General features: G+C 38.2%; 13 protein-coding genes, 1 pseudogene and 1 riboswitch. Of the genes and pseudogenes, 13 read left to right on the top strand and 1 reads right to left on the bottom strand.

The genetic code is table 11. The features are described from left to right. Positions 1–342: 342 nt before the first annotated feature. Positions 343–486: riboswitch (Lysine riboswitch) on the top strand. A 118-nt stretch (positions 487–604) separates the two neighbouring features. From HMPREF3103_RS07360 to HMPREF3103_RS07315, 10 genes and pseudogenes are all read left to right on the top strand, one after another. Continuing rightward, entirely contained in the window at positions 605–1,429 is an 825-nt protein-coding gene (locus HMPREF3103_RS07360; RefSeq protein WP_070438790.1) for a transporter substrate-binding domain-containing protein, read from the top strand. 308 nt (positions 1,430–1,737) lie between these two features. Next, positions 1,738–2,502, top strand: a pseudogene (locus HMPREF3103_RS07355) (amino acid ABC transporter permease); the annotation flags it as partial. Beyond that, positions 2,502–3,239: an amino acid ABC transporter ATP-binding protein gene (locus HMPREF3103_RS07350; RefSeq protein WP_070438787.1), complete on the top strand. Its 738-nt coding sequence runs from the start codon at positions 2,502–2,504 to the stop codon at positions 3,237–3,239. The pseudogene HMPREF3103_RS07355 and the gene HMPREF3103_RS07350, both read left to right, overlap by 1 nt. An 86-nt stretch (positions 3,240–3,325) precedes the next feature. Next, on the top strand, positions 3,326–3,799 hold the full coding sequence (gene tsaE, locus HMPREF3103_RS07345) for a tRNA (adenosine(37)-N6)-threonylcarbamoyltransferase complex ATPase subunit type 1 TsaE (protein ID WP_070438785.1): 474 nt from the start codon (positions 3,326–3,328) through the stop codon (positions 3,797–3,799). Next, positions 3,792–4,316: a GNAT family N-acetyltransferase gene (locus HMPREF3103_RS07340; protein ID WP_070438777.1), complete on the top strand. Its 525-nt coding sequence runs from the start codon at positions 3,792–3,794 to the stop codon at positions 4,314–4,316. The genes tsaE and HMPREF3103_RS07340 overlap by 8 nt, the downstream gene beginning before the upstream one ends. A gap of 15 nt (positions 4,317–4,331) precedes the next feature. Then, on the top strand, positions 4,332–5,030 hold the full coding sequence (locus tag HMPREF3103_RS07335; RefSeq protein ID WP_070438774.1) for a 5'-methylthioadenosine/adenosylhomocysteine nucleosidase: 699 nt from the start codon (positions 4,332–4,334) through the stop codon (positions 5,028–5,030). Positions 5,031–5,033: 3 nt separating this feature from the next. Further along, positions 5,034–5,975: a Gfo/Idh/MocA family protein gene (locus HMPREF3103_RS07330; protein ID WP_070438771.1), complete on the top strand. Its 942-nt coding sequence runs from the start codon at positions 5,034–5,036 to the stop codon at positions 5,973–5,975. Positions 5,976–6,009: 34 nt separating this feature from the next. Further along, positions 6,010–6,921 carry a UDP-N-acetylmuramate dehydrogenase gene (gene murB, locus HMPREF3103_RS07325; RefSeq protein WP_070438768.1) on the top strand — a complete coding sequence of 304 codons (912 nt, stop codon included), beginning with the start codon at positions 6,010–6,012 and terminating at the stop codon, positions 6,919–6,921. A gap of 15 nt (positions 6,922–6,936) precedes the next feature. Then, positions 6,937–7,476 (top strand): ECF-type riboflavin transporter substrate-binding protein, encoded by a 540-nt coding sequence (locus HMPREF3103_RS07320; RefSeq protein ID WP_083278765.1) that lies wholly within the window; start codon positions 6,937–6,939, stop codon positions 7,474–7,476. Positions 7,477–8,191: 715 nt separating this feature from the next. Beyond that, positions 8,192–11,113, top strand: coding sequence for an insulinase family protein (locus tag HMPREF3103_RS07315; RefSeq protein WP_070438762.1), 2,922 nt, complete (start codon positions 8,192–8,194; stop codon positions 11,111–11,113). Between the two features lie 55 nt (positions 11,114–11,168). Here HMPREF3103_RS07315 and HMPREF3103_RS07310 read toward each other — a convergent pair whose 3' ends face one another. Next, entirely contained in the window at positions 11,169–12,365 is a 1,197-nt protein-coding gene (locus HMPREF3103_RS07310) for an O-antigen ligase family protein (protein WP_070438759.1), read from the bottom strand. 172 nt (positions 12,366–12,537) lie between these two features. Between HMPREF3103_RS07310 and gpmA the strand changes: the two genes are divergently transcribed. The 3 genes from gpmA to gorA all read left to right on the top strand — a co-directional run bounded on the left by gpmA (position 12,538) and on the right by gorA (position 15,724). Next, a complete protein-coding gene (gene gpmA, locus HMPREF3103_RS07305) occupies positions 12,538–13,224 on the top strand; it encodes a 2,3-diphosphoglycerate-dependent phosphoglycerate mutase (RefSeq protein WP_070438912.1) in 687 nt (228 codons plus the stop codon). 11 nt (positions 13,225–13,235) lie between these two features. Next, on the top strand, positions 13,236–13,778 hold the full coding sequence (locus HMPREF3103_RS07300; protein WP_070438757.1) for a cysteine peptidase family C39 domain-containing protein: 543 nt from the start codon (positions 13,236–13,238) through the stop codon (positions 13,776–13,778). Positions 13,779–14,374: 596 nt separating this feature from the next. Then, positions 14,375–15,724, top strand: coding sequence for a glutathione-disulfide reductase (gene gorA / locus HMPREF3103_RS07295; protein WP_049554674.1), 1,350 nt, complete (start codon positions 14,375–14,377; stop codon positions 15,722–15,724). Positions 15,725–15,755 lie beyond the last annotated feature (31 nt).

Genomic DNA, 15,755 nt, shown 5'->3' with positions numbered 1-15,755 from the left:
TTAATTCGCATTTAATACGATTCCCCACCACTGCGATTATAGAAACTCGAAGTTCCTTCGTAATCATTTAATTTTTAGTGCAAAAAAAACAGTCATTTCTAAGGCAACCTGATAGTGGAGGGGGAAAGGAGACAGTAATTACTCCAAATCCTTGCGGATTTTCCGTAATTAATATATCTGTTGCTTCATCGACTAATATATAATGCTTTTCTGAGGCATAATGTTAGAGAAGGTGGAGGAGATAAAAAGGAGTTTTGATAGTTATTTTCAAAAAATGTAAATATAGGGGTTGACTTTCAAAAAATTATGTGTTAATTTATGTTCAACAATTAAATCAAATGGTTATTGAACTGAGGTGCGGATGACAAGAGTACAGGAAACTGGAAAGGGGATTTCGCCGAAACGTGAAAACGTTGGGGGCTGGTCATAATAGGTCAGTCACTGTCATGATATCTGCCCAGATACTCATGAAGTGCAATCAATTACCGGGCAAAAGAATGACTACTTATGACTTTTTTTATGGGGAATCACGGCTTTTGTTCGTGGTTCCTTTTTTGTGTGTGATGAGTGAACCGGTTTGATAATCGAGAAGGAGAGAAAGAAAATGAAAAAAATTTTAGGCGCAATTGCAGCTTTAGCAATGACAGTAGGATTAGCAGCGTGTGGAACCCCTGTTAGTCAAGGAACAGCCAATCAAAACCAATTAGTGGTAGGGATGGAAGCTGGTTATCCACCATTTAACTGGACTCAAAACGACGATTCAAACGGTGCGGTAAAAATTCAAGGGACAGACCAATACGCTGGTGGTTATGACGTTGAAATCGCAAAACGTGTAGCTAAACAATTAGGAAAAGAATTAGTTATTGTTAAAACGGAGTGGGATGGCTTAACACCAGCTCTTGTTTCAAGTAAAATAGATGCAATCATTGCTGGTATGAGTCCTACTGAAGAGCGTAAAGCAACAATCGACTTTACTGATTCTTACTATGATTCACAATTAGTATTAGTTGTTAAAAAAGGTTCTAAATATGCAAATGCTACTTCATTAGCGGATTTCTCTGGTGCTAAAGTAACAGCTCAATTAAATACTTTCCACTACTCAGTAATCGACCAAATTCCTGGTGTCGACAAACAAACTGCGATGGATAACTTCCCAGCAATGCGTGTAGCTTTACAATCTGGAACAATTGACGCTTACGTTTCTGAATTACCAGAAGCAATTTCAGCTCAAGCAGCAAACAGTGACTTCGTAATGGTTAAATTAACAGATGGATTCAAAACATCACCAGAAGACACACAAACAGCTGTTGGTGTGAGAAAAGATAGCTCACTAACAAAAGAAATCAACGAAGCATTAAAAACAATCTCTAGCGAAGAACGTCAAAAAATCATGGAAGAAGCTATTAAGAATCAGCCTGCAGCAGAATAAACAGGATACGAGGGCGAACGGTCAGGACTGAATCACTGGACTGATATGACGCAAAGGACTTGGGACAAGTCGTGCGGACATATCAGGAAGTGGACGTCAGTCCTGTGAGCCCGAGTTCAACTACAGGATGTGAGGAAAAGCGTTCAGCCAATATTCACTGTGTGAATGTTGGGTGATTGCGAGCTCAACTACACCACTGCGCAGGGGCACTCGCTAAATACAAAAAGCAAACATAACACACCGCCACATTGTGTGGCGTATACATACACAAAATATAGAAAGTAGGAAAATAAATGAGTATTGATTGGATTGTAAAAATCATTCAACAGAACTGGCAAATGTTTTTAACAGGTGCCTGGATTACACTATATATTTCAATTATTGGTACAATTATCGGGACATTAATCGGGATGTTCATCGGATTTGTTAAAACAATTCCACTACCAGAAAAAGGACCTAAACGTATCCTTTTAAAAATTGCAGTTATCATTTTAAACTGCTATACAGAGTTCTTCCGTGGAACACCGATGATCGTACAAGCGATGGTAATTTACTACGGAACAGCATTAATGTTTGGAATTAACTTAGATGTTACATTCGCTGCGATTTTCATCGTATCGATTAATACAGGGGCTTATATGTCAGAAATCGTTCGTGGTGGGATTATTTCTATCGACCAAGGACAATTTGAAGCCAGCCAAGCTATCGGGATGACTCACTGGCAAACAATGCGCTATGTTGTTTTCCCACAAGTACTTCGTAACATCCTTCCAGCAGTAGGGAATGAGTTCGTTATCAACATCAAAGATACTTCTGTATTGAACGTAATTTCAGTTTCAGAATTGTACTTTGCGACAAAAACAGTTGCGGGACAAAACTTCCGTTACTTTGATACATTCTTTGTCACATTAATTTTATACTTCATCATGACATTCACAGTGACTCGTATCTTACGTTACTTCGAGCGTAAATTAGATGGTCCAGATAACTATGAAGTGATTTATTCAGATCCATTAAACTCAAATTCAATGTCAGCAGTCGAAGAAAAAACTAGACAGAAAGGAAATGCATAATGAGCGAAGCAGTAATTTCCATTCAAAACTTAAGTAAAACTTTCGGTACTAATGAAGTTCTTAAAGATATTTCTTTTGAAGTAAAACAAGGGGAAGTAGTAACGATTATCGGATCAAGTGGTTCTGGGAAATCAACACTTTTACGTTGTGTCAACTTACTCGAAAAACCAACTTCAGGCGAAATCTACTACAATGGCCAAAACATTTTAGAACATGACAAGAGCATTTACGAATACCGTACTCACGTAGGAATGGTATTCCAACAATTTAACTTATTTAACAACTTAAACGTGTTAGAAAACTGTATTGTTGGACCTATGAAAGTGTTGAAAAAATCAAAAGAGGAAGCAGAAAAAATCGCAAAAGAATTCCTTGAAAAAGTAGGAATGTCTGCGTATATCAATGCAAAACCTCGTCAATTATCAGGTGGTCAAAAACAACGTGTGGCTATCGCGCGTGCATTATCGATGCAACCAGATGTATTGCTTTTCGACGAACCAACGTCAGCACTTGACCCAGAAATGGTTAACGAAGTATTAGAAACAATGAAAAGCTTAGCGCACACAGGGCTAACAATGATTGTTGTAACGCACGAAATGGGATTTGCCAAAGAAGTGAGTGACCGTGTTGTCTTCATGGATAAAGGGGTTATCGCAGAAGAAGGTACTCCAGAACAAATCTTTGAAAACCCACAAGTGGACCGTACAAAAGAATTTTTAGGACGCGTTCTAAAATAAGCGAAATATGCTATAATGAGCTAAGACAGTTTGTCTTGGCTCTTTTTTTATGCAAGACAATGAGATAAGGTTGAAGGAGTATCATCATGTTTGAAGTACATACAACATCACAAGAGGAGACAATGGCACTAGGCAAGCGTCTAGGCGAAGAGTTATTTGAAAATAGCTGTGTAATCCTAGAAGGCGATTTAGGCGCTGGAAAGACGACTCTTACCAAAGGAATAGCTGTTGGCTTAGGCATCGACCGTGTGATTAAAAGCCCAACGTATACATTGATTCGCGAGTATCGTAAAGGAAGACTGCCGCTATTTCATATGGACATGTATCGTATTGAAGAAAGTGGTGGCGCCAGTGAAGTAGGGCTTGAAGAGTACTTCTATGCGGGTGGCGTGTGCGTCGTTGAATGGGCGCAGTATATTGAAGATGAACTTCCTTCAACGTTCTTAAAGGTGAAAATCGACCGTGTAGGAGACGGCGAGTCTGAACGTGTGATTCGTCTAATACCACACGGAAAAGAGTACGAAGAATTTATCAACAAATTGGAGGCAACAGATGAGTAAAGAAAGAGAAATCACATTCGCACTTCCAGTCAAAGACGATGCCAAAGCGTTATTAGATTACAGTAAAAAAGTAGGAAGCGAAACAGACTTTCTCTCTTTTGGAGCTGAAGGGTTGAGATATTCTATCGCTCAAGAAGAATTGTTTATTGAATCGCTCTACGAAAACGAAAATCAATATATGTTACTAGCAAAAGATGGAGACGAGATTATAGCGGTCGGTTCGATTGCTGGTAGCTTACATCCTAAATTTTCACACCGTGGAGAGTTAGGAATCAGTGTATTGAAGTCCTATTGGGGGCAAGGTATTGCGACCGTGATGATGGAAGAAATGCTTGATTGGGTGAGGGATTATTCAACTCTTTCTCGTGTTGAACTTGAGGTCGTAGCTATCAATAAAAAGGCCCGTCGCCTCTATAAAAAGTGTGGATTTGAAGAAGAAGGTCGACTTAAGAACGGTGTAAAAATCGGTGATGGATATGAAGATATCGTCTTGATGGCGAAACATATCGAACGATAATGATGAGGTGAAAGAATGAAATTTGGAATTATTGCGGCAATGGAAGAAGAAAAACGTCTGCTCGAAGAAGAGATGACGATTGAAAAGAAAACAACCGTTGCCAATTGGGAATTTATTGAAGGGACACTTGTTGGAAAGTCAATCGTACTTGTCCAATCCGGGATTGGGAAAGTGATGTCAGCTCTTGCTGCAGGAATTTTAATCGATCGCTTCGGAGTAGACTTGGTGATGAATACGGGTTCTGCTGGTGGATTTGGCACAACTCTAGAAATTGGTGATATCGTCATTGGAACAGAGCTTGCGTACTGCGATGCTGACGTAACAGCTTTTAATTACGCATACGGGCAAATGCCGGGCATGCCAGCGCGTTTTGCCATGAACCAGGACTTCTTACCGTCCATTGAACAAGCGATTGCTAAGGTGGATTTAAAGAGCCATACAGGCCTTATCGTTTCGTCTGACAGCTTTATCCATACTCGTGAGCAAAGAACACATATTTTAAAGCACTTCCCAGATGTCATGGCGTCTGAAATGGAAGGGGCAGCGATTGCACAAGCGTGTCACGCATTTGGAGTGCCATTTATTGTGATTCGTGCGATTTCAGATATTCCAGAGCGTGGGACCTCTGCTGTTGATTTTGATACTTTTATCGTTCAAGCAGGGAAACGTTCTGCTCAAATGGTTCATCAATTACTACAAGAATGGGAAGGATAAAGAATGTTAAATATTGGGATTGTTGGTGTTGGAGCGATTAGTCAAAAAGCTTACTTACCGGTGATGCGTTCGATTGGGAATGTCAAATGGTATATGTGTACTCGAAATCAAGAAGTGTTGAATCGAGAATCTAAATTATTAGGGAGATGTATTCCTTGTAATACGATTGAGGAATTATTGCAATTTCCTTTAGATGGAGTCTTTATTCATGTGTCTACAAAAGCTCATTTCGAGGTGGCAAAACAATTTTTAGAAAAAGGAATTCCTGTTTATATCGATAAACCGGTAGCTCCTAGCTATGAAAAAACTCTGGAGTTATATCAAGTAGCAAAAAAACACGATACCTTCATCATGGCTGGATTTAATAGACGTTTTGCTCCTAAAGTAGAAGTCTTAAAAAGTGTAGAAGATAAGAAGAGAATTATTGCAGAAAAGAACTGTACTGTTGTTTCTCAAGATACAAGAACTAGAGTCTTTGATGTCTTTATTCATCCTTTAGATACAGCACTTTACTTAATGGATTCACTTCCAACGAATGGTACTTATTTCTATAAGAAAAAGGATGGAGTGTTAGAACAATGTACGGTTTACCTAGAAAATGAAAATGAAACGGCTTTGGTTCAATTCAATGAAACTTCTGGAGCTAACTTAGAAAGAATTGAAGTGCAAAGTCCTAGTGGAACTTATTCTCTTCGAAACTTAACGGATTTGGTGATTACTCAAGGTCAAGATGATGTTTTGGATGGATTTACGAGTTGGGATTCTACTTTGTACAAACGTGGATTTGAGACGATTATTCATAGCTTTATCATTGCAGTTCAGACAAAATCAGAAAATCCAGTTTCTGCAAAAAGTAGCTTGTTAAGCCATGTGATTTGTGAAAGAATTGTTACGGCAAAAGCTCCCCAAGGTTTCCTAACATTTGACGTAAACTCATTAGAATAGTAGTATTAAATGGATTACGATTAAGGAGAATAGTATGGACTATACAGTATTTTCAAAAGAGTTTCCGAATGTAAAAGTTTTTTACAATGAACCTCTAAAAAAATATACATTTACTAAGACTGGTGGGAATGCTGCAATTCTTATTTTTCCAAAGGATAAACAAGAAGCAAGTGAAGTCACCCATTGGTTACGCGAGCAAAATATTCAGACGACAATTTTAGGAAATGCCTCTAATGTTATCATTAAAGATGGCGGAATTTCTGGTGCTGTAATTATGTTGAATGATATGTCTCATTTAAAAGTAGACGGTACAAAAATTGTTGCTGAAGGCGGAGTAGCCTTAATTGACGTTTCTAAGGAAGCTGCTAAAAATGGCTTAACTGGTTTGGAATTTGCTTGTGGAATTCCAGGTAGTGTAGGTGGAGCCATTTATATGAACGCTGGTGCTTATGGTGGAGAAGTCAGTGAAGTTGTAGAATACGTAGAGGTGATTACTCCAGAAGGCCACTTAAAGACGTATTCTGCTGAAGAATTAGAGTTTAGTTACAGACACAGTTTCATTCAAAATACTGGAGATTTAGTGATTGAAGTGGGATTCCAATTAGATAAAGGGAATCAAGAAGAGATTGACGAAAAAATTGCAGAATTAACTCATTTACGTCAAAGTAAACAACCGCTTGAATATCCTTCATGTGGAAGTGTCTTTAAACGTCCTGAAGGATATTTTACCGGGAAATTAATTCAAGACGCTGGCTTACAAGGATATCAAATTGGTGGGGCACAAGTCTCCAATAAACATGCTGGATTTATCGTGAACATTGACAACGCTACGGCAACAGATTATATGGATCTAATTCGCCATATTCAAAAAGTTATTTTAGAAAAAGATGGAGTTTCTCTAGAACCAGAAGTTCGAATTATCGGAGAAGAACCTACATCGCATTAAGAGGAGGAGAGGATTGTGAAAGACGGATTACAAAAAACAGTTGTCTATACAATTTTAGGAATTGTAATTATGACTGCTTTAATGACCGTAACGTCGATTACAACACCGATTGAAGGAGTATATATTCAGTTGGCATATGGGTACCTTGCGCTCTTTGCTGGTGTTGCTGGAGCACTTCCAGCTGCCATTGTTGGGTTTACTGGCCATGTATTGTTTGATTTAATCAATACAGATCATTTATGGATTTCTTGGGCTATAAGTTCAGCTGCGTTAGGTTTTACGTTTGGATTTGCGATTCGAAGAAATAGCCTTCGACAAGGAGTGTTTTCAAAACACGATATGATTCGATTTAACGTGGTTCAAGCTGCAGTGAATATTGCAATCTTTGGGTTGATTGCCCCAACCTTAGATGTTTTATTCTATCAGTCTTCTACAACGATTGTATTTACTCAAGGCTGGATCGCAAGTATTCTAAATTTATTAACCGTCGCTATTTTTGGAACGATTTCTTTAAAAGCATATGCGACCTACAAATTAAAACAAAACAAGCAATAGAAAAGCAAACTCCCTCAATTTACTTATAAGTGAATTGAGGGATTTTTGTATATAGGGAAAGAAAGTTTGAGTGCTCACATTTTTGAAGGAATTAAGCGATGGAGGTTGCTTAATTCCTTTTCTATTTTTATAGGGGTAAGAGCGAGATACCAATAATAGATTTTAGAAAAACACACTATATGTGGAGATTTTCATGAAGGTGACCACAAAATAGATTCAAAAAAATTGAAAATAATATTTCTTACAAAAATAAGAAATATTCCCTAAAGTAAACTTTTAGTATATAAAAAGAAGCGATTTTTATATAAATAAAAATCTAATAATTAGTCAAGGAAATAGAGCGTATATAGAAAAAATATTGGAAAAAGATATTTCCACAACAAAATATTCCCCTTAGTTTACCAAAATCAAAGAGGAATCGTTTTAATTCTGAACTAAAATTATATGAGTTCAATGAATTTCTATTAAATATTTGAATAGTAAATTTTCGACGGAAAAGAAGTCTTAAAAAAGTAAAATGTAACATATATGTTACATTTTAAAAATATGAAAATATTCTAGTAAATAAATGGACACACACGTCTATAAATTTGTGATTTCATTTATTGTTAATCCAGCATTTTCGCTAAACAACTTAATTCAGTCCCTAATCTTCTTTTTTTGTACCAAAAATGTTAAAATAAGTGAAAACCTTTTAAGAAGAAGGAGGAATTTTATGCCAAAAGAGTTTAAAGGCTTTAAATTATTAGAAAAAAGAGACTTACCAGATATCCGTTCAGTAGGGTATTTATATCAACATGAAAAAACAGGAGCGGAAGTTCTTTATTTAGAGAACGAAGACGATAATAAGGCTTTTAATATCGCGTTTAGAACTCCACCATATGATGATAATGGAATTGCGCATATTATTGAGCATTCAGTATTAAATGGATCAAGAAAATATCCAACGAAAGAACCTTTTGTAGAGTTATTAAAAGGATCACTAAATACTTTCTTAAATGCGATGACTTATTCGGATAAAACAGTTTATCCTGTATCTTCTCGTAATCAAAAAGATTTTACCAATTTAATGTCTGTTTATTTAGATGCTGTGTTCTATCCGAACTTCAAGCATGATCCTCAAATTTTAATGCAAGAGGGATGGCATTATCACTTAGAAAATGCAGACGATGAACTGATTTATAAAGGCGTTGTTTATAACGAAATGCGTGGGGCTTTCTCCCAACCAGAATCAGAATTATATCGTTTAATTGAACCAACTTTATATCCAGATACGGTGTATAAACATATTTCAGGAGGAATGCCTGCTAGCATCCCAACCTTAACACAAGAGAAATTTGTGGATTTCCATGATAAATATTATCATCCAAGTAATGCTCGCGTAACATTATACGGAAATCTAGATTTAGACCTTGCTTTTGGTCAGTTAAGTGAATACTTTGATGCGTTCGAACCAAAAGAATATGATTTTGGTCCTGTTGAACAAGTTCCGTTTGAAAAAAGACATGAATTAGAAGCAAAATTCTCGATTTCTCAAGAAGAATCTGAAGAAAACAAAACATTGCTCGCTTATGTTTGGGCTGCAGGAAAAGGGACGAATGCTGAATCGCTAATTGCTTTAGCGGTATTAGACGAACTTCTTTTAGGAAGTAATACAGCACCTATTAAAAAAGCACTTTTGAAATCAGGCCTTGGTTCTGATGTATCTGGTGGTTTTGGCGCAGCAACATATTCACCTATATTTGAAATTGTTCTGAAAGATACAAATCCTTCTGCAAAAGAAGAATTTATTACAATTATTGAAACAGAATTAAAACGACTCGTTGAAGAAGGAATTCCTCAAAAAGCTATTCAAGCGGCATTAAACAAAGCAGCTTTCCGATACAAAGAGCTTACAGCTTTAGAAGGTTCTACTCCTAAAGGAATTCTGTATTCTCTAAACGCGCTAACAAGCTGGCTATATGGTGGAAATGTGTTCGAGACATTTGAGTACCAACCAATTTTAGATAAGATTCAAAGAGAAATGACTAATGGATACTTCGAAAAATTAATTCAAAGTACGCTATTAGAGAATACGCACTCAGCAGTTATTACACTTTCTCCTGAACCAGGACTTCTAGAGCGTAAAGACCAAGCGCTAAAAGAACATTTAGCTGCCTATAAGGCTTCACTAAGTGACGAAGAATTAGAAGCATTGGTTGAAGAAACTCAAAAATTATTAGAACGTCAAACAACTCCTGACAAGGAAGAAGATTTGGCGAAATTGCCAAAACTCTCGATTGAAGATATCGACCGCGAAGTGAAGCCATTACCACTAACTGTTGAAGAACAAGAAGGCAAACCAACCTTCTTACACTATGAAGACTTCACAGCAGGCATTTCTTACGTGAAATATTACTTCGATTTATCAGGCGTGAAGACTGAAGATATTCCAGTTGTGGCCTTCTTAACGGAAGTGTTAGGGGAAGTTGGAACGGAGAACTTCACAGATGAAGCACTCAGCACAGAAATCGACTTCTACACTGGTGGCATCGGCACTAACGCGACAGTGATTACAGAATCCGTAGCGGACAATATCTACTATCCTAAATTCACTATGAGTGGGAAAGCCTTGTCGGAATATCAACCACAGCTTTTGAGTTTGATTGAAGAAATCGTTCATCGTTCGAACTTAGATGATGTAGAGAAGATTAAAGAGCTCTTACTCAATGTGAAAGCGGACTTAGAGATGAACTTCAACTATGGTTCACACGTGGCAGCACTTCGTCGTTTAGAGTCTTACTACTACGAAGGCGCGAAATACTCACAATCGCTTGAAGGAATCGACTACTATGACTTTATTTGCGAAGTGGCGGCTGGTTTTGACGCAGAACCTCAAGCCTTTATCGACCGCTTAAAAGCCGTGTTAAAAACGATTTTAACAACTGACCAATTAGTGGCAACCTTTGTCGGAAGCAAGGAAGATTTCGACCACTTCAAACAAGTATCAGCGGACTTCTTCAAACATCTTGGAAATCACAAAGTTGAAAAACAAGCCTTTACAAATCCAGTGGAAGTCTTAAATGAAGGGTTCAAGACAGCCCAAGAAATCAACTATGTCGCAAAAGGATATAACCAAACGCTTCTAGGGGTTCCAGTGAACGGTATGAACTTATTCTTGAAATCAGTTCTAGGACTCGATTACTTATGGAATACGGTTCGTGTTCAAGGGGGGGCGTATGGCGGTATGAGTGTCATCAATGATAAAGGGGACGTTGCAGGTCTTTCTTACCGCGACCCGAATATTGTTGAAACTCTTGAACGTTATGATGGACAAGTGGAGTACTTAGAAAACTTTAACTTGTCAGAGGCGGAATTTGAAAAGAACTTGATTGGTACATTCAGTACGATTGACCGTCCACTTTCAGCTGCTCAAAAAGGTGCAGTAGCCTTCACTCGTTATTTCACGCATTTGACGCAAGAGAAAGTGCAACAGTTCCGTGATGAAATCTTAGCGGCAACTCCTGAAAAGGTACGCGCATACGCTCCAACGATGAAAGCCATCATGGATCAAAACGCGTTTGTCGTGATCGGAAATGATACGAAGATTGAAAACCATAAAGATATCTTCAAAAACATCCGTAACTTAACAAAATAAGGCAACAAAAACTCCCAACCTTCACGAAAGTGAAAGTTGGGAGTTTTACTGTTTGCTATTCATGAGGCATTTTATTTTCTTCTTGTTTTAGCCACATAGGGATACTTGTCATCACTAATAAGAATAGGAATGCACTTTGTACCCAAAGAATGGCCACATCGAATATGCCGTGTACGAAAAGTACAACGATGAGTGACACATAGAGTCCAACGATTGGACGTTTCTTTGGATCACGACTCATTTCTAAAATCATGCGAACAGGTTTAAAAGAAGCTATTGCAAGAAGCAATGTTCCGATAATTCCGTAGCTTGAAAGTGTATCGATATATAAACTATGTGCGTGTTCATGGTAGCGAGCACCGATTCTTGCAAAACTGTGCAAGTAAGTTAGAGGACCTTCGCCAAACCATGGATTTTGTTTAAAGAGAACCATTCCTGAATTCCAAATCGAAATCCGCTCTTCCATAGAAGAATCAAGAGTTCCCATACGAACCCCAATATCGTTAGAGAAGAGGAACATCAGTCCAATTCCAAAAGCAGCAATACTAAGCCAGAATGCTTTCGAGTTTCGAATCGTTGTAAAGAGATAAATAATGGCTCCACAGATAATCGCTGGGAAAGCCGTTCTATTTTGAGTGAAGCTGAGGCCGAATAGATTAATTCCAATCGCAACAGCTCCAATGAATTTCCAGAACCAACTCTTTGTGATGCTAAGTAAGTAGAAGGCAATCATAATGCAGAAGCAACAAATGATTCCGTAATAATTCGGGTTAAAAAAGGTTACTTCGGCACGGTTTTGGTGCCATACTTGCATCTTCGGTGAGAGGAAGGTGTAGTTAAATTTATGAACAATCTCATAATGTTCTAAAAATGCAAATCCAGCGGCAAAAATGCTAAGCAGTAAGATGGTCTGCAGAACAATATGGAAAAAGTCCGGTGTTAATCGCCTTTGATAATAATTGAAAAATATAGCATACATCAAAAAGCCAATTGAGATGACAGCCCCAATATAGTTTCCAGACACCATCGAAACGGCAAAGCTAAATCCAATGAATGTTAGTAAAAATGGGTGTGACACGAGGTCTTTTAGAACTTGTGTTAATTTCCCGGTAAAGGCAAGAAGTATGATATATAAGCCAAACAATGTTAGGAATAAATAAAACGGAAGGAAGCTACTAATAATGAGTAAGTATAGCGCTAAGTCCTGATTCGAGAATCGTTTTATTTTTCCGATAATCGTTAGTAGTTTCATAATGGTCCTTTCAGGTAATTTTTATACCAATTAATCTAATGAAAATGATATCAGTTTATTTTACCACTAAATGATAAGGGAGGGCAAATTGCAAGGTGTTGGGAAACCTTCTTTGAAAGTTTCAGAAAACAGGCGTACAATAAAGATAGATTCACAGAAAGAAGGAATAAAAATGAAATTAGTATTTGTTCGACATGGAGAAAGTGAATGGAATGCTCTCAATTTATTTACTGGTTGGAGCGATGTGGAATTGACTCAAAAAGGGGAACAAGAAGCTCATCATGCAGGGAAAGTATTACGCTCATTAGGCATTCAATTTGATCATGTATATTTATCCGTATTAAAAAGAGCCATCCATACAGGTCATATCGTCTTGTCTGAATTAAATCAAGACTATTTACCAGAGACGAAGAGTTGGCGGTTAAATGAACGCCATTATGGAGCCTTACAAGGACTCAACAAACAAGAAACCCGTGAAAAATACGGCGATGAACAAGTGTTGCTTTGGAGACGTTCTTATGACGTGATGCCTCCACTTCTTAGTGAGGAAGAAGCCGCTAAACAAGCCCAAGACCCACGCTACAAACATTTACAAGTGAAGGACCTTCCTCAAGGGGAAACATTGAAAACAACTTTAGAACGCGTACTTCCAATTTGGCAAGATAAGATTGCAGTGGATTTACTAGACGGTAAGAATGTTCTTGTTGTAGCTCATGGAAATTCTCTACGTAGTTTAGTGAAATATTTATTGAATCTTAGTGAAGACGAAATCTTAAAATTTGAAATCCCAACTGGAACACCGCTTGTATTTGACTTAGACGAAAATCTACAAGTAAAAGAATACCATTTTGAAAAATAAGGAGGATGCGAATGAAGTGGGAGAAAAAACACACATTAGAAGAGACTGTTGAGTGGACAGGTCTTCCTGAAAGTGAAATGGAACCGTTTAAAGCTTATGTAAATGGAAAGACGCCAGGAATTTGTGGGACGTATGCTGCTGCAGCGTTAACAGTACTGATGGCAAAACGCGAAGAAGTCGTGACACAAACGATGGATGAGCTTCTAAAAGGCATGGAAGCTTCCATTGAATACGCGTTCCCATATCGGGGAACCTTTTATTGGGATGTGCAACGCGGACTCAATGACGAGTGGAAGAAATACGGCTATAAGACACGCTTTAATTTATTTAGTGAAAAAGTCACACCCAGCCTTCTAGAAGACGGAGTTCCTGTTATTGTAGGAACAACTGCCGCTCTAGGTAGCCCGTATAAAAATCACTGGATTGTGGTGTACCAATACGCCTTCGATTCAACTGGCAAACTCTGGTATAAGGCATACGATAACCATGGTTCGATTACTACTGTTGTCCCAGCTGTCCAAACTCTTTGCGCTATCTGGCTAGAAAAGCTATAATCGTTGAGCACTAAGCGAACAAACTAGACAGCACTACGCTCCAAAACTTAATAACAGAAATAATGTTCTAGCACATTAGTAAGGAGCGAAGAGGCCGTTATTGGGCACATAATTCTATCAGAGTATTTTTAAACTCTGTCTCATAAAAATGAATAGCACTAAAGAAATGATTACGAAAAAGCCTGCGGATTTTTATAATCGCAGTAACGGGAATCGCATCGAATGTGAACTACGCGGAGTCGGAACTTGTTCCGTAGTTAAAACAGTTTATAAAGTTAGACGCAGTAGCTGATTGAATCAAGCTTCATCACTTGTGATTCGCTTAATCCTAATCAGCCTTGCGGGGGTAAGACTACAAAGCAAACAGGACTCACACTGTGAGTCCTGTTTTGTCTTTGGTCTTACTCCCGTTTGAAGCTTCGAAGGAGCAAGACTAAGGCTTGGTCCGGTGCCCCGTAACAGCGATTATAAAATAAAACCGCAAGGCTTAGAAGTAATCATTTTTTTCTGTGCCTAAACTAATTCTATGAGCAGGGTTTAAGACAAAAGCAAAAGTGTTCTGATAGAATGAATGTGACAAAAAGGAGGAAGAATGAATGAAAGAATTTGATTTAATTTCTATCGGTGGCGGTAGTGGTGGTATTGCCACAGCCAATCGTGCTGCTATGCATGGTGCAAAAGTAGCTGTAGTGGAAGGAAACTTACTTGGAGGAACCTGTGTAAATATCGGCTGTGTTCCTAAAAAAATTATGTGGTATGGAGCGCAAATTGCAGAAGCGATTCACGCGTATGGACCAGATTATGGATTTACAGCAGAAAATGTAAAATTCGATTTTAAGACACTAAAGAAAAATCGTGAAGCGTATATTGACCGTTCACGCGCTTCTTATAATGGAACATTTGAACGTAACAACGTGACCTTAATTAAAGGATATGCAAGCTTTGTTGATGCCCACACGATTGAAGTGAATGGGGAAGAGTATCGTGCAAAACATATTGTGATTGCAACAGGCGCAAAACCTGCGATTCCAAATGTAGAAGGGAAAGAACTTGGAGGCACTTCTGACGATGTATTTGCATGGGATGAGTTGCCACAATCAGTAGCCATCTTAGGTGCTGGATATATTGCCGTAGAACTTGCGGGTGTTTTACATGCTCTAGGCGTAAAGACAGACCTATTTGTTCGCCGCGATCGTCCACTTCGTAACTTCGATCATTCGATTATTGAAGTGCTAGTTGAGGAAATGGAAAAATCAGGACCAACTTTGCATACTAATAAAGTGCCTCAAAAACTCGTTCAATTAGAAAATGATAGTGTGGAAATTCAATTTGAAGATGGAACAAGTTTCACTGCTGAAAAAGTGATTTGGGCAACAGGACGCGTTCCAAATACAGCTGGATTAAACCTTGAAGCAGCAGGTGTTGAATTAACAGAACGTGGATTTATCAAAGTGAATGAGTACCAAGAAACAACGGCTGAAGGAGTGTACGCACTGGGTGACGTTTCTGGTGAAAAAGAATTAACACCAGTAGCGATTAAAGCAGGCCGTACATTAGCAGAACGTTTATTTAACGGACAAACAAACGCCAAAATGGACTACACAACGATTCCGACAGTTGTTTTTTCACACCCAGCCATTGGAACAGTAGGGCTTAGTGAAGAACAAGCCGTTAAAGAGTATGGGAAAGAAAACGTGAAAACATACTTATCAACTTTTGCTGGAATGTATTCAGCAGTAACAAGTCATCGCCAACAAATGAGCTTCAAACTGATTACAGCAGGACAAGATGAAAAAGTAGTTGGACTTCACGGGATTGGATATGGCGTTGATGAAATGATTCAAGGCTTCGCAGTAGCCATTAAAATGGGAGCCACTAAAGCTGACTTCGATGCAACCGTAGCCATTCATCCTACGGGAAGCGAAGAATTTGTGACGATGCGTTAAGGATGTGAGAAAAGGCGTTTATAGGCGATGA

It is taken from the genome of Granulicatella sp. HMSC30F09, from assembly GCF_001806915.1.
Taxonomy (GTDB): Bacteria; Bacillota; Bacilli; order Lactobacillales; family Aerococcaceae; genus Granulicatella; species Granulicatella adiacens.
This window is presented reverse-complemented; position numbering and strand designations above follow the sequence as displayed.